Origin of the sequence: Lonsdalea britannica (assembly GCF_003515985.1) — a bacterium.
Lineage (GTDB): Bacteria > Pseudomonadota > Gammaproteobacteria > Enterobacterales > Enterobacteriaceae > Lonsdalea > Lonsdalea britannica.
In genome coordinates this window covers 1,686,203-1,708,803 of record NZ_CP023009.1, presented here as the reverse complement: position 1 = coordinate 1,708,803, position 22,601 = coordinate 1,686,203, and the positions used below count along the sequence as shown (strand labels likewise).

Annotated in this window: 20 protein-coding genes and 2 tRNA genes; 4 read left to right on the top strand and 18 right to left on the bottom strand. The window is 53.2% G+C overall.

Features of this window, described 5'->3' with window-relative positions:
- Positions 1 to 546: 546 nt before the first annotated feature.
- Positions 547 to 852: a GIY-YIG nuclease family protein gene (locus CKQ53_RS08065; RefSeq protein ID WP_085651615.1), complete on the top strand. Its 306-nt coding sequence runs from the start codon at positions 547 to 549 to the stop codon at positions 850 to 852.
- On the opposite strand, the gene CKQ53_RS08060 is transcribed toward CKQ53_RS08065, so the two are convergent.
- Together CKQ53_RS08060 and ubiT are read right to left on the bottom strand one after the other, a co-directional pair.
- Positions 839 to 1,342: a GNAT family N-acetyltransferase gene (locus tag CKQ53_RS08060; RefSeq protein WP_094118259.1), complete on the bottom strand. Its 504-nt coding sequence runs from the start codon at positions 1,340 to 1,342 to the stop codon at positions 839 to 841. The two genes, CKQ53_RS08065 and CKQ53_RS08060, sit on opposite strands and share 14 nt — an antisense overlap.
- The gene (ubiT, locus tag CKQ53_RS08055; RefSeq protein ID WP_094118258.1) at positions 1,336 to 1,860 is read right to left on the bottom strand and encodes a ubiquinone anaerobic biosynthesis accessory factor UbiT; all 525 of its coding nucleotides are present in this window, start codon (positions 1,858 to 1,860) and stop codon (positions 1,336 to 1,338) included. The genes CKQ53_RS08060 and ubiT overlap by 7 nt, the downstream gene beginning before the upstream one ends.
- Before the next feature lie 318 nt (positions 1,861 to 2,178).
- On the opposite strand from ubiT, the gene ubiU reads away from it, so the two are divergent.
- From ubiU to CKQ53_RS08040, 3 genes are all read left to right on the top strand, one after another.
- Positions 2,179 to 3,174: a ubiquinone anaerobic biosynthesis protein UbiU gene (gene ubiU / locus CKQ53_RS08050; RefSeq protein ID WP_085651612.1), complete on the top strand. Its 996-nt coding sequence runs from the start codon at positions 2,179 to 2,181 to the stop codon at positions 3,172 to 3,174.
- Positions 3,175 to 3,187: 13 nt separating this feature from the next.
- Positions 3,188 to 4,066 (top strand): U32 family peptidase, encoded by an 879-nt coding sequence (locus CKQ53_RS08045; protein WP_085651611.1) that lies wholly within the window; start codon positions 3,188 to 3,190, stop codon positions 4,064 to 4,066.
- Between the two features lie 140 nt (positions 4,067 to 4,206).
- Positions 4,207 to 5,229: a luciferase-like monooxygenase gene (locus CKQ53_RS08040; RefSeq protein WP_100053518.1), complete on the top strand. Its 1,023-nt coding sequence runs from the start codon at positions 4,207 to 4,209 to the stop codon at positions 5,227 to 5,229.
- A 59-nt stretch (positions 5,230 to 5,288) separates the two neighbouring features.
- Here CKQ53_RS08040 and CKQ53_RS08035 read toward each other — a convergent pair whose 3' ends face one another.
- The 16 genes from CKQ53_RS08035 to ftsH form a co-directional block, all read right to left on the bottom strand.
- The gene (locus CKQ53_RS08035) at positions 5,289 to 7,148 is read right to left on the bottom strand and encodes a DEAD/DEAH family ATP-dependent RNA helicase (RefSeq protein WP_085651609.1); all 1,860 of its coding nucleotides are present in this window, start codon (positions 7,146 to 7,148) and stop codon (positions 5,289 to 5,291) included.
- Positions 7,141 to 7,209 carry a protein YrbN gene (gene yrbN, locus CKQ53_RS19015; protein ID WP_368073407.1) on the bottom strand — a complete coding sequence of 23 codons (69 nt, stop codon included), beginning with the start codon at positions 7,207 to 7,209 and terminating at the stop codon, positions 7,141 to 7,143. Before yrbN ends, CKQ53_RS08035 begins: the two co-directional genes overlap by 8 nt.
- Positions 7,210 to 7,322: 113 nt before the next feature.
- Complete coding sequence (nlpI, locus tag CKQ53_RS08025) at positions 7,323 to 8,207, bottom strand: lipoprotein NlpI (RefSeq protein ID WP_085651608.1); 885 nt, start codon at positions 8,205 to 8,207, stop codon at positions 7,323 to 7,325.
- 127 nt (positions 8,208 to 8,334) lie between these two features.
- Entirely contained in the window at positions 8,335 to 10,455 is a 2,121-nt protein-coding gene (gene pnp / locus CKQ53_RS08020) for a polyribonucleotide nucleotidyltransferase (RefSeq protein WP_094118256.1), read from the bottom strand.
- 260 nt (positions 10,456 to 10,715) lie between these two features.
- Positions 10,716 to 10,985, bottom strand: coding sequence for a 30S ribosomal protein S15 (gene rpsO / locus CKQ53_RS08015; protein WP_026739644.1), 270 nt, complete (start codon positions 10,983 to 10,985; stop codon positions 10,716 to 10,718).
- 112 nt (positions 10,986 to 11,097) lie between these two features.
- On the bottom strand, positions 11,098 to 12,054 hold the full coding sequence (gene truB / locus CKQ53_RS08010) for a tRNA pseudouridine(55) synthase TruB (protein WP_118894851.1): 957 nt from the start codon (positions 12,052 to 12,054) through the stop codon (positions 11,098 to 11,100).
- Entirely contained in the window at positions 12,054 to 12,455 is a 402-nt protein-coding gene (rbfA, locus tag CKQ53_RS08005; protein ID WP_085651606.1) for a 30S ribosome-binding factor RbfA, read from the bottom strand. The genes truB and rbfA overlap by 1 nt, the downstream gene beginning before the upstream one ends.
- Positions 12,456 to 12,530: 75 nt before the next feature.
- Positions 12,531 to 15,236: a translation initiation factor IF-2 gene (gene infB / locus CKQ53_RS08000; RefSeq protein ID WP_085651605.1), complete on the bottom strand. Its 2,706-nt coding sequence runs from the start codon at positions 15,234 to 15,236 to the stop codon at positions 12,531 to 12,533.
- A 25-nt stretch (positions 15,237 to 15,261) separates the two neighbouring features.
- Positions 15,262 to 16,752, bottom strand: a complete 1,491-nt coding sequence (gene nusA, locus CKQ53_RS07995) for a transcription termination factor NusA (protein WP_085651604.1) — start codon at positions 16,750 to 16,752, stop codon at positions 15,262 to 15,264.
- A 21-nt stretch (positions 16,753 to 16,773) separates the two neighbouring features.
- Positions 16,774 to 17,226 (bottom strand): ribosome maturation factor RimP, encoded by a 453-nt coding sequence (gene rimP, locus CKQ53_RS07990; RefSeq protein WP_026739639.1) that lies wholly within the window; start codon positions 17,224 to 17,226, stop codon positions 16,774 to 16,776.
- Between the two features lie 214 nt (positions 17,227 to 17,440).
- Positions 17,441 to 17,517, bottom strand: a tRNA-Met gene (locus CKQ53_RS07985).
- Between the two features lie 59 nt (positions 17,518 to 17,576).
- Positions 17,577 to 17,664 (bottom strand) — tRNA-Leu (locus CKQ53_RS07980).
- Positions 17,665 to 17,716: 52 nt separating this feature from the next.
- Positions 17,717 to 18,049 carry a preprotein translocase subunit SecG gene (secG, locus tag CKQ53_RS07975; protein WP_085651603.1) on the bottom strand — a complete coding sequence of 111 codons (333 nt, stop codon included), beginning with the start codon at positions 18,047 to 18,049 and terminating at the stop codon, positions 17,717 to 17,719.
- A 301-nt stretch (positions 18,050 to 18,350) separates the two neighbouring features.
- Positions 18,351 to 19,691, bottom strand: coding sequence for a phosphoglucosamine mutase (gene glmM, locus CKQ53_RS07970; RefSeq protein WP_085651602.1), 1,341 nt, complete (start codon positions 19,689 to 19,691; stop codon positions 18,351 to 18,353).
- A gap of 3 nt (positions 19,692 to 19,694) precedes the next feature.
- Positions 19,695 to 20,528: a dihydropteroate synthase gene (folP, locus tag CKQ53_RS07965; protein WP_085651601.1), complete on the bottom strand. Its 834-nt coding sequence runs from the start codon at positions 20,526 to 20,528 to the stop codon at positions 19,695 to 19,697.
- 126 nt (positions 20,529 to 20,654) lie between these two features.
- On the bottom strand, positions 20,655 to 22,601 hold the full coding sequence (gene ftsH / locus CKQ53_RS07960; protein WP_072000218.1) for an ATP-dependent zinc metalloprotease FtsH: 1,947 nt from the start codon (positions 22,599 to 22,601) through the stop codon (positions 20,655 to 20,657).

The following is a 22,601-nucleotide window of genomic DNA, read 5'->3' as shown; positions in this document are numbered from 1 at the left end:
TCCACTCCAAGGCAGTAACCTGTTAACACAGAAAATAAGTTAGATAGCATAGTCCCCCTACAGGGTTATGCCTGCGCGAATCGACACAGACAAGGACTTCTTCGTGGAGCCTATTGATTAATATAATCAAGTAGTGGCGATGAAGTTTAAATAAAACTTCACAAATAAATCTACCGTCATGATTTAAATAGGAACTCAAAAACATGGGGAGAACACCTAAGGGTCAAATAAGTTAACGCGCCGATTTTATTAATACTCCAAATATATTTCAAAATTCACTTTATCCTCTTATATCTGCCAACTATTTTTACGTTTTTTTTAGAATTATTGAGCAACCAACAAAATGATCGTTAAATTTTATTTAATCCATCATAAAATCATGCGAAATCCCAAAACATCGCGGCTGCCGATCATCGATGATATTGAGAATGCCGACTCAGCACCTGTATCAGAGAGATCGACGGCGCGAAAAAAAGCAGACGTTCACCTTTGGGCGCAGAACACCGTAAAATAGGCGTTTTCCTTTAGAGCGAGAAAGCCACGACGATGCAGGATGCGCCATCACCAGGCTGGTTTGTTTATATGCTGCGTACCAGCAGCGGCATGCTGTATACCGGCATTACCACCGACACTACGCGCCGTTTGGCTCAGCATCAGGCAGGCAAAGGCGCCCGCTCGCTGCGCGGAAAGGGCGAACTCGCTTTGGTATATCAGTGTGAGGTGAGCAGCCAATCTGTCGCGCTGCAGTGGGAATATCGCATCAAACAGCTGAGCAAAGCACAGAAAGAGCGGCTGGTGCGCGACCAGCCAGAGTCTATCGCCAGCTTTTTAGCCGAATTTAAACGCGATTGAACGGGTCGGCGAACTCCACTTTCCCACTGACGCCTTGAAAGTGATTGTCCGCCAGCGGGTAGATCTGGAAGGTGGATGAGGGGGCGTCTCGACCGCAGCTGAGCTGATGTTCCGACGCCGCGACAAAGCCAAAACGGGAAAAGTAAGCCGGATCGCCAAAAACGACCACCGCGGTGTAGCCGAATTCATTTAGCGAATCCAGACCTTCATACACCAGTTGCTCACCCAAGCCTTGCTTTCTCAGGCTTTCATCGACCGCCAGCGGCGCCAGTCCCACCCATTGAAGCTCTTCCCCTTCAATGCTGACCGGACTGAAAGCGGCATAGCCGACCACGCCGCCCTCATCATCCGTCGCCACCACGCCCAGCGTCAGCTGACCGTTTTCACGCAGCTCTTGGACCAGTTCGGCCTCAGCCGAAGTGGGAAATGACTGTCGTAGCAGGCGATCGATCCCCGGCGCATCGACAGGAATTTCAACACGAATCAACATGACGCCGGCGCGTGTGCCGGAGCCTGCTCCGCGCCCTCCCGCAGTCCTGATTCGACAAAATCCGCCAGTTGCAGCAGCGCCACACGCAGCGGAGTCGGCATGCTTTCCAGCTCAACGGCATCCATCAGATTCTTCACGTACAGTCCCAGTTCGGTATCCCCTTCGATACGCAGACGACGTTGGAAGAACAGAGTATCGGGATCTTCTTTACGCGCCGCGATCAGAATCAGATCGTTGGCATCGGCGCTGAACGTCACTTCTGCGACTTCGTTGCGGCTAACCAGCAGGCGACCTTCGCGCTGTGTCATAAACCAACACAGCCCCATATCCCGAACTTCAATCTGTAACCAGCGATCTTCCAAAAATTCCAGATCGCCATCTTCCAGCGCCTGACGGAACTGCCACTGCAGCAGTTGTTCCAATATCCGGCGCTGCAGGGAAAAGGGCGTAAACGCTAACGGTTTGCCCAGAAATCCCGGCCCCTGACGCACAATTTGCGCCCGTAGTTGTTCCAGCACTGGCGTACTCCTCTAAAGCTAAAGCGATATAGACGACACGATACTCTGACATCATTTTGCCACATTGCCGACTCGCGACGGCGGCTTACATCAACAATGTAGCCGGTTATCGCTCAAATCACGAAATACGCGCGTCTGCTATATTATTTTCATCACACTATATACTGGTTTAAATCAAAGTGTTGCCACAGCGGGTTAACTAAGATGCCTTTTCGTCAGAATTTTTAATTGACTGATAACCTGCTTCATCAATCAGACAACATCATTGATCGCCTCCGTTTAACGATAACGAAGGCCTTGATGAGTGAAGGAATAGGTATGGAACTGCTTTGCCCCGCCGGTAATTTGCCGGCTCTAAAAGCCGCTATTGATAATGGTGCAGACGCGGTGTACATCGGGCTTAAAGATGATACCAACGCACGACATTTCGCCGGACTTAACTTTAACGATAAGAAATTGCAGGAAGCCCGCAGCTACGTGCATCAGCATAAGCGCAAACTGCATATCGCCATCAATACCTTCGCCCATCCAGACGGTTTCCAACGCTGGCAGCGCGCCGTGGATAGCGCCGCACAGGCGGGAGCAGACGTCCTGATCCTGGCTGACCTGGCGACGTTGGAATACGCGGCGGAGCGCTATCCGCATATCGAACGCCATGTTTCCGTTCAGGCGTCGGCTACAAATGAACAGGCTATCCGTTTCTATCAAAAACATTTCGACGTCGCGCGCGTCGTATTGCCGCGTGTGCTGTCTATCCATCAGGTCAAACAGCTTGCCCGCACCAGCCCGGTGCCGCTGGAAGTCTTTGCCTTCGGCAGCCTGTGCATCATGGCGGAAGGACGTTGCTACCTCTCCTCCTATCTGACCGGTGAGTCGCCCAACACCGTCGGCGCCTGCTCTCCGGCACGTTTTGTCCGTTGGCAGCAGACCGACAAGGGGATGGAATCGCGTCTGAACAATGTGCTGATTGACCGCTATCAGGATCACGAAAACGCCGGCTATCCCACGTTGTGCAAAGGTCGCTATCTGGTGGACGGCAAGCGCTACCATGCGCTGGAAGAGCCGACCAGCCTGAATACGCTCTCGCTGTTGCCGGAGCTGATGGCGGCGAATATCGCGTCAGTGAAGATCGAAGGCCGCCAGCGCAGCCCTGCCTACGTCAGCCAGGTCACGCGAGTCTGGCGTGAGGCGATCGACCGCTGCAAGGCATCGCCGGAACACTACTCTCCCACCCCCGAATGGATGGACGCCCTGGGCGCCGTCGCCGAAGGCACGCAAACCACGCTGGGCGCCTATCACCGTGAATGGCAGTAGTCAGGAGAACACTATGAAGTATGCATTGGGAGCCATCCTTTACTACTGGCCCAAAGCAGATATTGAAGCCTTTTATCAGGCGGCCATGTCCAGCAGCGCGGATATCGTCTATCTCGGAGAGACGGTATGCAGCAAGCGTCGCGGCATGAAGGTCAATGACTGGCTGGAAGTGGCCCGTCAGGTGTCCGCCAGCGGTAAACAGGTGGTCATTTCCACGCTGGCGTTGCTGCAGGCGCCCTCAGAACTGAATGAGCTGAAGCGTTACGTCGAAAACGGCGACTTTCTGTTAGAGGCCAACGACCTCGGCGCCGTCAATATGGCCGAAGAGCATCATCTGCCGTTTGTCGCCGGACATGCCTTAAACTGCTACAACGCCTATACGCTGCGACTGTTGCACAAACAAGGGATGGTCCGCTGGTGTATGCCGGTAGAGTTATCACGCGACTGGCTGCAACATTTGCTCAATCAATGCGACGAACTCGGCTTTCGCGATAAATTCGACGTCGAGGTGCTGAGTTACGGCCATCTGCCGCTGGCCTACTCCGCCCGCTGTTTTACCGCACGATCTGAAAACCGCCCTAAAGATGAGTGCGAAACCTGCTGCATTCATTATCCGCAGGGCCGCAAGGTGCTGTCGCAGGAAAATCAGCAGGTATTCGTACTCAACGGCATTCAGACTCAGAGTGGATATTGCTACAACCTCGGCAACGAGCTGACGTCGATGGAAGGCCTTGTCGATATCATCCGGCTTTCGCCGCTCGGTATGGAAACGTTGGATGTGCTCGATCAATTTCGCGCCAACGAACACGGCGCGAAGCCGCTGCCGCTGTATCAAGAGAAGGAGTGCAATGGCTACTGGCGCCGCCTGCCCGGTCTGGAGCTGGTAGACTGACCTCTCCGGGTGCCCTTTACTTCAGGGCACCCGCACGCCTCATCCGCTATTTCCGCTGAATATTGCGTACTATGATTATTCGATAATATTCCGCGGTTAGCCTGCTCCCAGGTTGACCCTCAACCCGGTGAGCCATGCCTATGTCACAGCAGCCTGTTACTTTCTCCGTACTGGATCTGGCCCCTATTCCTACGGGGGCAACACCGCGCGACGCCTTTCACCGCTCTCTTGACCTGGCCAGACATGCAGAGCGATGGGGATACCACCGCTACTGGCTCGCCGAACATCATAATATGACCGGCATCGCCAGCGCGGCCACCTCCGTTCTGCTCGGCTATCTGGCGGCAGGCACCGAACATGTTCGGCTAGGTTCCGGTGGGGTCATGCTGCCCAACCATGCGCCGCTGGTGATCGCCGAACAGTTCGGCACGCTGGAATCTCTCTATCCAGGACGCATCGATCTGGGGCTGGGACGTGCGCCGGGCAGCGATCGCCGCACCATGATAGCGTTGCGGCGTCATTTAAAAGGCGAAGAAGATGATTTCCCCGCGGATGTTCAGGAACTACAGCGTTATCTGGCCCCTGCACAGCCGGATCAGGCGGTTCAGGCCGTACCGGGTCAGGGTCTTAACGTCCCGATCTGGCTATTGGGCTCCAGTCTATATAGCGCGCAGCTCGCCGCAGCCTTGGGGCTGCCGTTTGCTTTCGCCGCTCACTTTGCGCCGGACATGCTGATTCAGGCACTGCAACTCTACCGCGATAAATTCCAGCCTTCAGCGCAACAATCAGAGCCCTACGCGATGGTCTGCGTTAACGTCATCGCTGCCGAGAGCACCGCCGATGCTCGATTCCTGTTTACGTCACAGCAGCAGCAGTTCATCCATCTGCGCCGTGGCGTGCCAGGACCGCTACCCGCGCCGGTACAAGAGATGGATGATGTCTGGACGCCGGCCGAACAACTCTCGGTTGAACAGACCCTGCGACTTTCCATCGTGGGCGATCGCTTACAGGTGCGTCATGGGTTACAGATGCTTTTAAGGCAAACTCAGGCGGATGAACTGATGATCAACGCCTCGATCTTCGATCATCAGGCCAGACTGCGTTCATTTGAAATCGTGGCGGAATTACAGCAGGAAGTCATGCGAGAAGAGCGGATCGACTGACATAAAAAAGCCAGCCCGAAGGCTGGCTTGATGCGTGTTACCACGTTAGTCCAATGTGATTACGAGTTGGACGGCTGACGTGGCGCACGGTTACCGCGACGTTCACCACCGCCTTCACGACGTTCGCCGCTGAAAGAGCGACCACGACCGCCGTTACCCGGACGACCACCGTTAGGACGATCGCCGAATGAACGACCACCACGGCCACCTTCACGACGCTCGTGCGGCTGGGCATCGCCCAGAAGCTGCATGTTCATCGGTTTGTTGAGAATACGCGTGCGCGTGAAGTGTGACAGAATATCGCCCGGCATCCCTTTCGGCAGCTCAATCGTAGAATGAGTACCGAACAGTTTGATGTTACCGATGTAACGGCTGCTGATATCGCCTTCATTGGCAATCGCGCCCACGATGTGACGCACTTCAACGCCATCATCACGGCCTACTTCGATACGATACAGTTCCATGTCGCCGACATCACGACGTTCACGACGCTGCGGACGGTCACCGTCACGCGCATTATCACGGCCACCTTCACGGCGACGCTCGAAACGATCGTCACGATCGCGCATTTCACGACGCGGACGGCGATCGAATACCGGATCCGGCGGCAGAATCAGCGGACGTTCGCCCTGCGCCATTTTCAGCAGCGCAGCAGCCAGCGTTTCCATGTCCAGCTCTTCCTGCGGCTGCAGTTTAGCCAACAGCGCACGGTACATATCCAGATCGCTGCTTTCCAGCTGCAGTTGAACCTTGGCGGCAAACTTGGCCAGACGACGTTCGCCCAGCAGTTCAGCGTTCGGCAGTTCCACTTCAGGAATGGTCAGCTTCATGGTGCGCTCAACGTTACGCAGCAGGCGACGTTCGCGGTTATCAACGAACAGGATCGCACGGCCGGCACGACCCGCACGACCGGTACGGCCGATACGGTGAACGTAGGATTCCGCATCCATCGGGATATCGTAGTTCACAACCAGGCTAATGCGGTCAACATCCAGACCACGAGCAGCAACGTCAGTCGCAATCAGGATATCCAGACGACCATTTTTCAGACGTTCCAGCGTTTGTTCACGCAGGGCCTGGTTCATGTCACCGTTCAGTGCAGCACTGTTGTAACCACTGCGCTCCAGCGCTTCAGCCACTTCCAGCGTCGCGTTTTTGGTACGCACGAAGATAATCGCGGCATCAAAATCTTCCGCTTCGAGGAAACGGATCAGCGCTTCGTTTTTACGAACGCCGTGTACCATCCAGTAGCTCTGGCTGATATCCGGACGCGTCGTCAGGCTTGACTGAATACGCACTTCCTGCGGATCTTTCATGAAACGACGGGTAATACGACGAATCGCTTCCGGCATCGTCGCGGAGAACAGCGCGGTCTGATGTTCAGCCGGGATCTGCGCCATGATGTTTTCTACGTCTTCGATGAAGCCCATACGCAGCATTTCATCAGCTTCATCCAGTACCAGACCGCTCAGGTTGGACAGGTCCAGCGTGCCGCGTTTCAGATGGTCAAGCAAACGACCCGGCGTACCGACCACAATCTGCGGTCCCTGACGCAAAGCGCGCAGCTGTACGTCATAACGCTGACCACCGTACAGGGCAACCACGTTGACGCCATGCATGTGTTTGGCGAAGTCATTACAGGCTTCAGAGACCTGAACCGCCAGCTCACGGGTCGGCGCCAGCACCAGAATCTGCGGTGCTTTCAGTTCAGGTTTCAGGTTATTCAATAACGGCACCGCAAATGCGGCGGTTTTACCGCTGCCGGTCTGTGCCATACCCAGCACATCACGACCATTCAGCAGGTGAGGAATACATTCCGCCTGAATCGGCGAAGGCTTTTCGTAGCCCAGATCGGTTAGGGCATTAATAATCGGAGCAGACAGCCCCAAATCGGCAAAAGAGGTTTCAAGCTTAGTCATGTACACGTGCCTCATAGATGGCGGCCAGTCTACATAACTCGTCTAGAAAATTTTCAGTCATTTTCATTGAAAAGTGTGAACCGGCTCAAATTGGATTAAAAAGCGAACAAAAAAGCCCTCGCCAGTGAAGGCGATGGAAATCGTTGTGATTCCAGGCTGAATATTGTTCGTCAGCTATTGCTGGTCCGATCCTGATAGGTCGTCTTGCTCTTGGCCTAACTGCGCCAATTCCAACAATGCATAGCGGTGCTCAACAAAGTTATGAACGTTGTTAGCCACCGTCAGCTTGAACAGCGCCGAAGCGGTGTCCTTGTCCCCCAGACTTAGGTAGTGCTTACCTAAATAGAAGTCAGTTTCACTGAGATGCTCAGCGAGCGAAGTGTTATCCTTTGCTTCTTCCTGCAAGCGCTGCATCAGTGTCTTTTCACTGATATCGCCCAGGTAGAATTCGACAATAGTCCATCCCCACACACCTTTCTTTGCTCCCTCGTAGCGCGTTCTTAATGCGCTTACGGCCTTATCCGGGTCGATTTCTCTCTCGACCAGATACAGCCACAGGGAACGGAAAGGATCATTGGGATCGTCTCGATAAAACGCTAGCAGATCATCCTGCGCCAATTGGTACCGACCGCCGTAGTACAAGGCGATCCCCCGATTGAGACGCACATAATTATAAGTTGGATCAAGCTCTAGTACAGAATCAAACGCTTCATAGGCAGCATCAAAATTGCCTGCCTGCGTTAAGTAAATCCCCAGATAATTAAAGACCTCTGGGATGTCGGGACGGATAGATAGCGCTTGTGAAAAATCATTTCGCGCTAATGCCCGTAACCCTAAGCTATCATACAGCACTCCGCGCTCATATAACAGCTGTGCTCGTTCATCAGGAGTAAGTGCTCGGCTGGCCAGGATTTGCTCCATACGAGCCAGAATGACTTCCTGCTGCAACGTCGGCTGCAACGGGACCGCCAAAACGGCATTTTTGCGCCAATCCATGCTGCTGCATCCTGCCAGCATGAGTGCTGCCGCGACATAAGACCAGCGCAAGAAAGGCTTCATTACCTACTCCCGAAGAAGACAAACAAAGGATGAACATCCAGTCCCGCGACGGTTTATATAAGGATATCCGTTCCCTATCATACACGCAGCCCCTTAACTCGGTAAGGAGCTGCTAAACGATTATCCGTTATTCTTCGCCGGAGGTTACCGCAGGTTCCTGAGACTGAGGCGTCGCTTCCTTCATGCTCAGACGGACACGACCCTGACGGTCGACTTCCAGAACCTTAACAGGAACTTCTTGACCCATTTCCAGATAATCAGTCACTTTCTCAACACGCTTGTCGGCGATCTGAGAAATGTGAACCAGACCTTCTTTACCGCCGCCGATGGCAACAAACGCGCCGAAGTCAACGATACGAGTCACTTTGCCCTGATAGATACGGCCGACTTCGATTTCCGCGGTGATCTCTTCGATACGACGAATAGCATGTTTCGCTTTCTCGCCGTCGGTAGAAGCAATCTTCACCGTACCATCATCTTCGATTTCGATCGTCGTACCGGTCTCTTCGGTCAGAGCACGGATAACCGAGCCGCCTTTACCGATAACGTCTTTGATCTTGTCGGTGCTGATTTTGATGGTATGAATACGCGGAGCGAATTCAGAGATATCGCCACGCGGCGTGCTGATCGCCTCTTCCATCACGCCCAGGATGTGCAAACGCGCGCCTTTAGCCTGGTTCAGAGCCACCTGCATGATTTCGCGGGTGATACCTTCAATCTTGATATCCATCTGCAGCGCGGTCACGCCATCACGGCTACCAGCCACTTTGAAATCCATGTCGCCAAGGTGATCTTCATCGCCCAGAATATCGGACAGGACGACGAAGTTTTCGCCTTCTTTCACCAGACCCATCGCGATACCGGCGACGGCCGCTTTGATCGGCACACCGGCATCCATCAGCGCAAGAGAAGCGCCACACACGGAAGCCATGGATGAAGAACCGTTGGATTCAGTGATTTCAGAAACCACACGAACGGTATATGGGAATTCGCTCGCTTTCGGCATAACAGCCAACACGCCGCGTTTCGCCAGACGACCGTGACCAATTTCACGACGTTTCGGCGATCCGACCATACCTGTTTCACCCACAGAGTACGGAGGGAAGTTATAGTGTAGCAGGAAGCGGTCAGTACGCTCGCCGGTCAGTTCGTCAATCGTCTGCGCATCGCGTTCAGTACCCAGCGTGGCGGTGACCAACGCCTGAGTTTCACCACGAGTGAACAGTGCGGAGCCATGCGTGCGCGGCAGAACGCCGGTGCGAACGTCCAGGCCACGGATCATGTCTTTTTCACGACCATCGATACGCGGTTCGCCACTCAGAACACGGCTACGAACGACATTTTTCTCGATGCTACCCAGGATGTCGCTGATTTCACCTTCATCCAGCGTTTCATCTTCGGCCAGCAACGCGGCAACGACATCAGCTTTGATGACGTCAACCTGAGCGTAACGTTCCTGCTTCTCAGTGATGCGGTAAGCGTCACCCAGACGGGATTCGGACAGCGCTTTAACACGGCTGTACAGCGTTTCGTTCACTTCCGGCGCATGCCATTCCCACTTCGGCTTGCCTGCTTCAGCAACCAGAGAATTAATGTTTTCAATGACAATCTGCTGCTGTTCATGACCAAAAACAACCGCGCCCAGCATCTGATCTTCGCTCAGCAGGTCTGCTTCTGATTCCACCATCAGCACCGCGCCTTCCGTACCGGCGACAACCAGATCCAAACGGCTTTCTTTCAGCTCATCAGTGGTTGGGTTCAGCACGTACTGGTCGTTGATATACCCCACGCGAGCACAGCCGATCGGGCCGTTGAACGGAATGCCAGACAGGCTCAGCGCAGCAGATGCGCCGATCATAGCAACGATATCCGGGTTAACCTGAGGGTTCACGGAAACAACCGTAGCGATAACCTGAACTTCATTCAGGAAACCTTCCGGGAACAGCGGACGGATAGGACGGTCGATCAGGCGAGAAATTAATGTTTCGCCTTCGCTCGGACGGCCTTCACGACGGAAGAAGCCACCCGGGAAACGACCAGCAGCGTAGGTACGCTCCTGATAGTTGACGGTCAGCGGGAAAAAGCCCTGACCCGGCTTAGGCTGTTTAGCACCAACAACGGTAACGAATACCGCGGTGTCGTCCATGCTAACCATAACGGCTGCCGTAGCCTGACGAGCCATCATACCGGTTTCGATAGTGACGGTATGCTGACCATATTGGAATTTACGGATAATCGGATTAAGCAAAATTATATCCTTGTCACAGAGGGTTGCTGCGCCACTTATCTCGGACGCCACAGACCAGTTTACACCCGATCCAGTCACTACATCCTCGCGACTAATGACAATCTTCAATCTGCTCCCCGGCAGAATAAAGTCTCTCATTAGCCGCGCGAATAGCTGTAATAACGGACCATTTTTACTTCAACAATACATTACTCTGTTTCAGCAACGCATCCTAGAAGAAAGGGGCCATAATAGGCCCCTTTCTACTGAAACTCGTCGGATTAGCGACGCAGACCCAGACGCTCGATCAGGCTGGTGTAGCGTGCTACTTCTTTACGCTTCAGGTAGTCCAGCAGCTTACGACGCTGAGAGACCATGCGCAGCAGACCACGACGGCTGTGGTGATCTTTTTTGTGCTCAGCAAAGTGACCCTGCAGGTGGTTGATCTGTGCAGTCAGCAGTGCAACCTGAACTTCAGTAGAACCGCTGTCGTTAGCATCACGACCGAAATCTGCAACGATTTTTGCTTTAGCTTCAACGCTTAGAGACATAGTAGAACTCCAATAATATTATATAAGATAAAAGGGGTGCCGATCTCTAATTCAGCGACCCGGTACTTGAGCCGCGCTATTCTACCCGCAGTACAAGGCGATAGCAAGGCGGTCAAACGGCCTCTGGCTCGGGATACTCGACCACCAGACGACGAGGTGCGACCCGGCCTTCGTCATCGATAATACCCATGCCGATAAACTTCCGCGCATCGCCTTCTGTGATGCGGACCATTCCCGAATCTGGGGCGTTGGCGGAGCGCACCGCCTGTCCCAATTTCAGGTATCCAGCGACGACTTCCGGCAAATTAACCTCAGGAAATTCCTGAACAGCGCTGTCCATAGGCAGAAGCAAAGGATCGAGCAGCGCGCCAACTGTCAGCTCTTCTTCAGCGGCCCGTTCAACCAGTGCGCGTAGCTGCTCTAAGGTCACCATCCTTTCTACCGGATATGTCGCTACCTGAAGACGGCGCAAATAAATTACGTGAGCGCCACAGCCAAGCTTTTCACCCAGATCGTCAATAATCGTACGGATATAGGTGCCTTTCGAACAGTGGATTTCCAGCTCCAGTTCATCCCCTTCCCAGCGGATTTGCTGCAGCTCATATACTGTGATTTCACGCGCTTCGCGGGGAACGGTCTGCCCTTGTCGGGCATATTCGTATAGCGGGCGCCCCTGATATTTCAGCGCAGAAAACATGGAGGGAACCTGCGGCGTGGTGCCACGGAATTCATTCAGCGCCTCGGCTAAGGCTTCAGGGGTGAACGTGACTGGACGCTCTTCGACGACATTACCATCAGCGTCAGACGTATCTGTCCGCTGGCCCAATCGGGCAATGACGCGGTAACGCTTGTCAGAATCCAGCAGGTACTGGGAAAACTTGGTCGCTTCTCCCAAACAAATCGGCAGCATGCCCGTCGCTAGCGGATCCAGCGCGCCAGTATGCCCCGCCTTGTTGGCGTTAAAGAGACGTTTAACCTTTTGCAGCACATCATTGGACGATGTTCCCTGCTGTTTATCCAGCAGCAGAACGCCATGAACGTCCCGGCCGCGGCGACGAGGACGCCCCATCAGTCCTCCCGATCTTCGTCCGAAGAAGAAGAGCGACGCTCGGCATCCTTTCTGACGACATTGGTCACCAGATTCGACATCCTCATACCTTCAACCAATGAGTTGTCATAGGAGAACGTCAGCTCAGGTACTACGCGCAGACGCATCGCTTTACCCAGCAGTACGCGGATAAACCCGGAGGCATCCTGCAACGCTTTGATACCAATTTTCACCTGCTCCGGCTCGTTGTCGTTCAGAAAGGTCACGAAAACTTTGGCGTAAGCCAGATCGCGGGACATTTCAACTCCAGAGACAGTCGCCATGCCTACGCGCGGATCTTTAACTTCGCGCTGCAGAATAATGGCGATCTCTTTTTGCATTTCCTGCGCCACACGCTGTGTGCGGCTATATTCTTTTGCCATGATAAACCTCACGGAAAAATGAGGGGGCACAAGGCCCCCTCAACGGAAAAATAGAATGATGTGGTGATGGAAGCATTACGCAATAGAGCGTTTAATCTCAATGATTTCAAATACTTCGATCATATCGCCAGAGCGAACATCGTTGTAGTTCTTCACACCGATACCACATTCCATACCGTTACGAACTTCGTTGACGTCATCTTTGAAGCGACGCAGGGATTCCAGTTCGCCTTCGTAGATAACGACGTTATCACGCAGTACGCGGATCGGGTTGTGACGTTTCACCACACCCTCGGTTACCATACAGCCAGCAATTGCGCCGAATTTCGGTGATTTGAACACGTCGCGAACTTCAGCCAGACCGATGATTTCCTGTTTGTACTCAGGCGCCAGCATACCGCTCATCGCCTGCTTCACTTCATCAATCAGGTCATAGATAACTGAGTAATAGCGCAGATCCAGACTTTCTGCTTCGACAACGCGACGAGCGGAAGCGTCTGCACGGACGTTGAAGCCCAGCAGGATAGCGTTGGAAGCCGCAGCCAGCGTAGCGTCGGTTTCTGTGATCCCGCCCACACCGGAGCCCACAATTTTGACTTTCACTTCGTCGGTGGACAGCTTCATCAGGGAGTCGGAAATCGCTTCACAAGAACCCTGTACGTCAGATTTCAACACGATGTTCAGTTCAGAAACTTCGCCTTCGCTCATGTTCGCAAACATGTTCTCCAGTTTAGATTTCTGCTGGCGAGCCAGTTTAACTTCGCGGAATTTACCCTGACGATAGAGAGCCACTTCACGTGCTTTCTTCTCATCGCGAACGACTGTCGCTTCATCACCCGCTGCCGGCACGCCGGACAAGCCCAGGATTTCGACAGGAATAGACGGACCTGCGGAAGCCACTTCACGACCTAATTCGTCACGCATCGCACGAACACGACCGTACTCGAAACCACACAGGACGATATCGCCTTTATTCAAGGTACCTTCACGAACCAGGACAGTGGCAACCGGACCACGACCTTTATCCAGGAAGGATTCGATAACCGCACCGCTTGCCATACCGTTACGGATAGCCTTCAGCTCCAGAACTTCGGACTGCAGCAGAATGGCGTCCAGCAGTTCATCGATACCCGTACCTGATTTGGCAGAAACGTGTACGAACTGGCTTTCGCCGCCCCAGTCTTCAGGCATGATGCCGTGCTGAGACAGTTCAGTTTTAACGCGGTCCGGATCGGCTTCCAGCTTATCGATTTTGTTGACGGCAACCACAACCGGCACTTTAGCGGCTTTGGCATGCTGGATAGCTTCGATAGTCTGCGGCATCACGCCATCATCCGCGGCAACAACCAGAACGACGATATCTGTCGCCTGCGCACCACGTGCACGCATTGCGGTAAACGCGGCGTGTCCCGGGGTATCCAGGAAGGTGATCATGCCGTTGTCGGTTTCTACGTGGTATGCACCAATGTGCTGAGTAATACCACCCGCTTCGCCGGAAGCAACTTTGGTTGAACGGATATAGTCGAGCAGCGACGTTTTACCGTGGTCGACGTGACCCATGATAGTCACGACCGGCGCACGCGGTTCAGCAGCGGCACCCGTATCACGATCGCTCATCAGCGCTTCTTCCAGCTCATTTTCACGGCGCAGGATCACTTTGTGACCCATTTCTTCCGCTACCAGCTGAGCCGTTTCCTGATCGATAACCTGGTTGATCGTCGCCATAGCGCCCAGACGCATCATCGTTTTGATGACCTGAGAGCCTTTAACGGCCATCTTGTTCGCCAGTTCAGCTACCGTCACGGTTTCGCCAATCACGACATCGCGGTTAACCGCCTGAGCAGGCTTGTTAAAGCTCTGCTGCAGTGTGCTTGGTTTACGTTTGCCTTTACCACCGCGCGTTACAGCGCGAGCTTCTTCGCGATCGGCTTTGGATTCAGACAGACGGTTGCCTTTCTTCTGTTTGGTCGCTTTGCCGCCGCGAGTACGGGCACGGCGTTCGCCTTCGACCTTACGATCGTTTTCATCTTCTGCTTCGCGAGCATGATGAGACGTCGTTACGTGGTAGTCAGAAGTTTCGGTTTCGTCTTTCTGATTTTCCCAACGACCGGCGTTTTCTTCGGCCATGCGGCGAGCTTCTTCTGCAACGCGACGGGCTTCTTCTTCAACCTTCTGGCGTGCTGCTTCTTCCGCTTTGCGCTTAAGCTCAGCTGCTTCGGCTTCGCGACGCGCTTTCTCAGCCTGAGCTGGTTTGGTCATGGTGTTATTTTGTTGATTGGTCACTTTTTCTTTTTCCGCTCCGTCGCGCTTAGCTTTGTCGGCGGCCTCACGTTTGGCTTGCTCTTCAGCAGCGCGCTTCGCTTTTTCAGCAGCTTCGCGCTGGGCTTTTTCTTCAGCCTCGCGTTTAGTCTGCTCTTCAGCAGCGCGTTGTGCCTGTTCTTCCGCTTCACGCCGCGCCAGCTCTTCTTCGGAGGTCTGCTGACCATCCAGAGAATCGCGTTTTACATAAGTGCGTTTCTTGCGGACTTCGATCTGTACCGCTTTACTCTTACCACCGGTACTTGGAACATTCAATGTACTGCGCGTTTTGCGCTGCAACGTCAGTTTTCCTGGCGCACTGCCGTGTTCACGGTTCAGGTGCGCCAGCAAGCTTTCTTTCTCATGCTGGGTCACAGAATCTGATGCGGACTTGGTGATACCGGCATCAGCAAACTGCTGTATCAGGCGGTCAACCGGAGTCTGAATCTCTGCGGCCAGCGATTTTACGGTTACATCTGTCATGCTGTTCCTTTCCTGCTACAGTTCGTTATTCGTTGTTGTCGCCAAACCAACAGATATTACGCGCGGCCATAATCAGCTCACCGGCTTGCTTCTCATCAAGCTCTTCAATATCTGTCAGGTCATCGACACCCTGCTCAGCAAGATCTTCCAGCGTGCATACGCCGCGTGCAGCCAGAGCAAACGCCAGCTCACGGGACAAACCAGGCAGGTTTAGCAAATCATCGGCTGGCTGACCGTCACCGAGGCTTTCCTCGCGGGCCAACGCCAATGTGGTCAACGCCGCTTTCGCACGGTCACGCAGCGCTTCAATCGTTTCTTCATCCAGCCCGTCGATTTCGAGGAGTTCTTTAATCGGCACATAGGCCAGCTCTTCTAAGGTAGAGAAGCCTTCTTCTACCAGAACAGTCGCGAACTCTTCGTCGATGCTCAGATGCTTGGTGAAGACATCAATTGCAGCATGCGCTTCAGCCTGATGCTTGGCCTGCAGGTCTTCGATTGTCATCACGTTCAATTCCCAGCCGCTGAGCTGTGATGCCAGGCGAACGTTCTGACCGTTACGGCCGATGGCCTGAGCCAGATTTCCTGACTCTACGGCGATATCCATGGTGTGATTGTCTTCATCTACTACGATGGAGGCAACATCTGCTGGCGCCATGGCGTTGATGACGAACTGAGCCGGATTATCATCCCACAGGACGATATCGATACGCTCACCGCCCAGTTCACTGGAGACGGCCTGGACACGCGCGCCGCGCATACCTACACATGCACCAACAGGGTCGATGCGTTTGTCGTTGGTCTTGACGGCAATTTTAGCGCGTGAGCCCGGATCGCGAGCGGCAGCTTTGATTTCGATAACTTCTTCGCCGATTTCCGGTACTTCAATGCGGAACAGCTCGATCAGCATTTCAGAGCGTGAACGGCTGACGAACAGCTGAGCGCCGCGCGCTTCGGGACGAACGGCGTACAGTACGCCGCGAATGCGGTCGCCAGGACGGAAGTTTTCGCGCGGCAGCATGTCTTCACGGCCAATGACCGCTTCGGCGTTGCTGCCCAGATCCAGAGAGATGTTATCACGGGTGACTTTCTTCACCACGCCGGTGACGATCTCACCTTCTTGCTCACGGAACTGATCGACGACCATAGCACGTTCAGCTTCACGGACTTTCTGTACGATAACCTGTTTAGCGGTTTGGGTCGTGATGCGGTCAAAGGTTACAGATTCAATCTGATCTTCAACGTAGCCGCCCAGCTCAATGCTTGGGTCTTCGAATTGCGCTGCTTCCAGCGTAATTTCACGGGTGGGCTGAGTCACTTCATTGACGGCGACCCAACGGCGGAACGTGTCGAAATCGCCAGTTTTGCGGTCGATGCAGACACGCACGTCAATTTCCTGCTCGTATTTTTTCTTGGTTGCCGTTGCCAGTGCGATTTCCAATGCTTCAAAAATCTTTTCACGCGGAACAGCTTTCTCATTGGAAACTGCTTCAACAACAGCCAGAATCTCTTTGTTCATCCTAGTTGCCTCATCCAAACTTTAAAAGTGGGGTACCAGATTCGCTTTCTGGATGTTGCTCAGCGCGAACACTTCATCTTTGCCTTCCACCGTTACCGTGATCATCTCACCTTCAACGGCTTTGATTATTCCCTGCCATTTACGGCGGTTCTGGACAGCCATGCGCAATACCAGACTCACTTCTTCACCGAGGAAACGCACGTAGTGTTCGGCCGTGAATAAAGGACGATCCAGACCTGGCGAAGATACTTCCAGGTTATAAGCTACGGTGATCGGATCTTCAACATCCAGCACCGCACTGACCTGATGGCTGACATCAGCACAATCATCAACAGTGATCCCATCGTCACTATCAATATAGATACGCAGCGTCGATTGGCGACCCCGGACGAACTCAATGCCCACCAGCTCAAAGCCTAATGCTGCAACGGGTGCTGAAATCATCTCTGTTAACTTTTGCTCTAATGTGGACAAGCCCACCCCCAAGACATAAAAAAAGGGCTTAATAGCCCAGTAATTCTGTTGTCAGATAACAAAAAACCCCGATATACGGGGCTTTATGCAACTGGACCCTATTACCACGGATAACCGCGGTATAACTTACCGTTAAGAATTCTTTCAAAACCGACTGTGGAATCAATAGAAACTTACTGAACAGCTTTGAAAGAAAACCTACAGGAAAGTTAGTTGGTTGCGGGGGCCGGATTTGAACCGACGACCTTCGGGTTATGAGCCCGACGAGCTACCAGGCTGCTCCACCCCGCGTCCGAAAACGTGGCAAATACTACGCTGATAACAGCAAAAACGCAAGTTATCTCTAGGATTGGTACCGAGGACGGGACTTGAACCCGTAAGCCCAATTTGGGCACTACCACCTCAAGGTAGCGTGTCTACCAATTCCACCACCTCGGCATCACTTCTTACTTCTAAATCTGGCAACAAGGTATGTTGCCTGTAACGCTAATTACTTGGGAATATCGCTCGACGGTGTAGTGGGTGCCGTATTCTGCTGAGTTTTAGCCGGTTCAGGCTGGCTTAAACTTTCCCATTCACTGCCTTTTTGGCTGTGATTGGAGCTCATGTTGCCCAGAATAAGACTGATGACAAAGAACAGCGTTGCCAAAACAGCCGTTGTACGGGTCATGAAATTGCCGGAGCCGTTTGAGCCAAACAGGGTAGCTGACGCGCCCGCTCCGAACGAGGCACCCATATCGGCACCTTTACCTTGCTGCAGCATGATCAATACAACCAGACCAATAGACACCAGCAGGAAAATAACTAAAAGCGCTTCGTACATAGATGTACCTATTACTTTATCCCCAACTCTTTCATGAGGATGCTGAATTCTTGCGGCTTAACCGCTCGCCATCCGCAGTCGGAATACAGAAGCTATCCCTTATAAAGCGGGTTTGAATACTAACCAAAGCATTCTGTCTAAGCAAGGCTATTTTGGCTCGTGATGATTGATTGAGGAAAAAACCAGCGACCAAATTAACTTCTCTGCTAAACCTTTAACTATCTGGCTGATTCCTTAGATATTAAACGCCATCGACAGATAGATGAATATCGCCGATGACGTCGCCAGTTCAGAGGAAAATTTACCCTGCGGCTTTCACTGCATCCGCAATCGCATTCGCTAAAGAAGTCACTGTCGTTTCGTCTTCACCTTCCACCATGACGCGAATCAGCGGCTCAGTACCTGACTTACGTAACAGAACACGGCCCCGGCCACCGAGCGTTGACTCAGCATCCATCGCAGCCTGCTTGACCACATCGCTTTCCAACGGGTCGTGTTCGCCGACGAAACGAACGTTGACCAGCACCTGCGGGAACAGTTTCATGCCGCTACACAAATCATGCAGAGTCATGTGGTTGCGGGCCATGGCGGTTAATACCTGCAGCCCCGCGATGATACCGTCACCGGTGGTCGTTTTGTCCAGCAGGATTACGTGTCCTGAATTTTCAGCGCCAATACGCCAGCCTTTAGACTGCATCAGTTCTAAGACATAGCGGTCCCCGACTTTAGCTCTGGCAAACGGAATCCCCAGCTGTTTCAGCGCGAGCTCCAGGCCCATATTGCTCATCAGCGTACCAACAGCGCCGCCGCGAAGCTGGCCCTGACGTAACCCCTCTCGCGCGATGATATACAGGATTTGGTCGCCATCAACTTTGTTACCCTGATGGTCGACCATAATCAGGCGATCGCCATCGCCGTCAAAGGCCAAGCCCACGTCGGCCTTTTCCGCGACAACCCGACTCTGGAGCTGTCTTACATCCGTAGCGCCACACTCTTCATTGATGTTCATCCCATTGGGATTACAACCAATCGTAATGACCGTCGCGCCCAACTCTCTCAGTACGCTGGGAGCTATGTGATATGTGGCGCCGTTGGCGCAATCCACCACGATTTTGAGGCCGTTGAGGTTAAGTTCGCTGGGGAATGTCCCTTTACAGAATTCGATATAACGGCCCGCCGCATCGACAATACGACTTGCTTTACCAAGTTCAGAAGACTCAACGCAGGTGATGGCTTTTTCCATCTCGGCCTCTATCGCCTCTTCAACTTCGTCAGGCAATTTGGTGCCGTCGATGGAAAAGAACTTGATGCCGTTATCATAAAATGGGTTATGTGAGGCAGAGATCACTATCCCGGCTTCAGCCCTGAAGGTGCGTGTCAGGTAGGCCACCGCCGGAGTCGGCATTGGTCCAGTGAAGGACGCGGACAACCCCGCGGCCGCTAAACCCGCTTCCAATGCAGATTCGAGCATATAACCCGAAATTCGGGTGTCTTTACCTATGATGATCTTCCTGGAGCCATGTCGTGCCAAAACCTTTCCGGCCGCCCAGCCCAGCTTTAATACAAAATCAGGGGTTATGGGTGAATCACCGACCTTGCCACGAATACCGTCTGTACCAAAATATTTACGGCTGCTCGTCATCTTTTATTCCTTAGCTGAAAGTGTAGCTTCAACAACACGCATAGCATCCACGGTTGCTTTTACGTCATGAACTCGAATAATTCGGGCTCCCTTTAGCGCAGCAATTACTGCACAGGCGACACTGCCATAAACACGTTCCTTAGGGGGAACGTTAAGCAGTTGGCCAATCATTGATTTTCTGGACATCCCCACCAACAGCGGCAGACCGAATTGATGCAAACTTTCCATCTGAGCCAACAGGCTATAGTTGTGCTGCAGGTTTTTACCGAACCCAAATCCGGGATCGAGTAATATTTGCTCGCGCGGAATTCCTGCAGCGATACAGCGGCCAAGATGATGTTCAAAGAAGGTGAAAACATCTTTCATCAGGTCATCGTAATGTGGGGCTTGTTGCATCGTCTGCGGCAATCCCTGCATGTGCATCAGGCACACGGGAAGTTGGGTTGCAGCAGCAGCATCCAGCGCACCAGACTCCTGCAAAGATCGAACATCGTTAATAAGATGCGCGCCAGCGGCGGCGGCGGCTGTGATGACTTCCGGTTTTGAGGTATCGACCGATATCCAGACTTCAAAGCGCTGCGATAACGCTTCTACGACAGGTATCACTCGATCCAGCTCTTCGGCGACGCTGACTTCATCCGCACCGGGCCGAGTTGACTCGCCGCCAACATCAATGAACGTCGCGCCAGCCACGATCATATCTTGTGCATGAAACAGTGCTTTATCCAGCGTGTTATGTTGACCGCCGTCGGAGAACGAGTCCGGCGTCACATTCAGGATGCCCATCACCTGTGGGCAGGAGAGATCAATCACCGATCCCCGAGCATTCAATTTCATTCCTTCTTCCTCAAAACCACAGCCCGCCCATGCCGCTATGCCTGGACGTAATCAGCAAAAAACCCCGGCAAGCCGGGGTTTATAAACTACTGGTGTCAGTTTCAACAACACGCTGTCACACCGCGCTTACTTGTCGCTCAACGGCCCTGACATAGAGTTGCCCGTACCAGGCTTCTCCGGTTCATCAACCGGGGTCGGCGCATTCGGCGTTCCGCTATCGTCAGAGTTGTTATTGTTGGACGAAGGTTCTTCCCAACCCGCTGGCGGACGAACATCTTTACGACCCATCAGGTCATCGATCTGCGGTGCATCAATAGTTTCATATTTCATCAATGCATCCTTCATGGAATGCAAGATATCCATATTCGCCATCAGCAGTTCGCGAGCGCGCTGATAGTTACGTTCGATCAATGCCTTCACTTCCTGATCGATGATGCGAGCCGTTTCGTCAGACATATGTTTCGCTTTAGCTACAGAGCGTCCGAGGAAGACTTCCCCCTCTTCTTCTGCATACAGCAACGGCCCCAGTTTTTCTGAGAAGCCCCACTGCGTCACCATGTTGCGGGCAATGGATGTCGCAACTTTGATGTCGTTAGAGGCGCCGGTAGAAACATGTTCAGAACCGTAAATGATCTCTTCAGCCAAACGACCGCCGTACAGCGTTGAAATCTGACTCTCCAGCTTCTGACGGCTGGCGCTAATCGCATCGCCTTCCGGCAGGAAGAAAGTCACACCGAGGGCTCGGCCACGCGGAATGATAGTCACTTTGTGAACAGGATCGTGCTCTGGAACCAGGCGCCCGATGATAGCGTGACCCGCTTCGTGATAGGCCGTCGACTCTTTCTGAGACTCCGTCATCACCATAGAGCGTCGTTCTGCCCCCATCATGATCTTATCTTTGGCTTTCTCGAACTCGACCATGGAGACGACGCGCTTGCTACCGCGGGCAGCGAACAATGCAGCTTCGTTGACCAGGTTAGCCAAATCGGCACCAGAGAAACCAGGTGTGCCACGAGCAATCACGGACGCATCGATATCCGGAGAGAGTGGAACACGACGCATGTGGACTTTCAAAATCTGTTCACGGCCACGGACATCCGGCAGACCCACAACCACCTGACGGTCAAAACGGCCGGGACGCAGTAATGCGGGGTCAAGCACGTCAGGGCGGTTCGTCGCTGCAATAACAATAATACCTTCGTTGCCCTCGAAACCGTCCATTTCCACCAGCATCTGGTTCAGCGTCTGTTCACGTTCATCATGACCGCCGCCCAAACCCGCGCCACGCTGACGACCGACCGCATCAATTTCATCGATAAAGATGATACACGGCGCGGCTTTTTTAGCCTGTTCGAACATGTCACGAACACGGGATGCACCCACGCCCACGAACATTTCTACGAAGTCAGAACCAGAGATTGTGAAGAACGGGACTTTCGCTTCGCCAGCAATAGCTTTCGCCAGCAAAGTTTTACCGGTACCCGGGGGACCGACCATCAACACGCCTTTAGGAATCTTGCCGCCTAGCTTCTGGAAGCGGCTTGGCTCACGCAGATACTCTACCAACTCGGCCACTTCTTCTTTGGCCTCATCACAGCCCGCAACGTCCGCGAACGTTGTTTTGATCTGATCTTCGGTGAGCATGCGCGCCTTGCTTTTGCCGAACGACATGGCGCCTTTGCCACCGCCGCCCTGCATTTGACGCATGAAGAAAATCCAGACGCCGATAAGCAGAAGCATCGGGAACCATGAGATAAAGATCGAAGCCAGCAGGCTTGGTTCTTCCGGCGGTTCGCCAACGACTTTTACGTTTTTAGTCAGAAGGTTATCCAGCAACTTGGGATCGTTGACAGGAATATAGGTCGTGTATCGGTTGCTGTCTTTTTTGACCACAGTGATCTCACGCCCATTGATTCGTGCTTCACGGACCTGATCCTGATTCACTTCAGTTAAAAAGGTTGAATAATCCACCCTACGGCCATTCGACTCGCTGGGCCCAAAGCTCTGGAACACAGACATCAGCACTACTGCGATGACTAGCCAGAGAATCAGGTTTTTCGCCATGTCACTCAA

Coding starts and splice junctions, on each gene's coding strand:
- CKQ53_RS08045 (WP_085651611.1), top strand. CDS start 3,188: ATGAAGTATGCATTGGGAGCCATCCTTTACTACTGGCCCAAAGCAGAT.
- secG (WP_085651603.1), bottom strand. CDS start 18,049: ATGTACGAAGCGCTTTTAGTTATTTTCCTGCTGGTGTCTATTGGTCTG.
- ubiU (WP_085651612.1), top strand. CDS start 2,179: ATGGAACTGCTTTGCCCCGCCGGTAATTTGCCGGCTCTAAAAGCCGCT.
- rbfA (WP_085651606.1), bottom strand. CDS start 12,455: ATGGCAAAAGAATATAGCCGCACACAGCGTGTGGCGCAGGAAATGCAA.
- CKQ53_RS08035 (WP_085651609.1), bottom strand. CDS start 7,148: ATGACTAAGCTTGAAACCTCTTTTGCCGATTTGGGGCTGTCTGCTCCG.
- nusA (WP_085651604.1), bottom strand. CDS start 16,752: ATGAACAAAGAGATTCTGGCTGTTGTTGAAGCAGTTTCCAATGAGAAA.
- CKQ53_RS08065 (WP_085651615.1), top strand. CDS start 547: ATGCAGGATGCGCCATCACCAGGCTGGTTTGTTTATATGCTGCGTACC.
- CKQ53_RS08060 (WP_094118259.1), bottom strand. CDS start 1,342: ATGTTGATTCGTGTTGAAATTCCTGTCGATGCGCCGGGGATCGATCGC.
- glmM (WP_085651602.1), bottom strand. CDS start 19,691: ATGACGAGCAGCCGTAAATATTTTGGTACAGACGGTATTCGTGGCAAG.
- infB (WP_085651605.1), bottom strand. CDS start 15,236: ATGACAGATGTAACCGTAAAATCGCTGGCCGCAGAGATTCAGACTCCG.
- folP (WP_085651601.1), bottom strand. CDS start 20,528: ATGAAATTGAATGCTCGGGGATCGGTGATTGATCTCTCCTGCCCACAG.
- rpsO (WP_026739644.1), bottom strand. CDS start 10,985: ATGTCTCTAAGCGTTGAAGCTAAAGCAAAAATCGTTGCAGATTTCGGT.
- nlpI (WP_085651608.1), bottom strand. CDS start 8,207: ATGAAGCCTTTCTTGCGCTGGTCTTATGTCGCGGCAGCACTCATGCTG.
- truB (WP_118894851.1), bottom strand. CDS start 12,054: ATGGGGCGTCCTCGTCGCCGCGGCCGGGACGTTCATGGCGTTCTGCTG.
- CKQ53_RS08040 (WP_100053518.1), top strand. CDS start 4,207: ATGTCACAGCAGCCTGTTACTTTCTCCGTACTGGATCTGGCCCCTATT.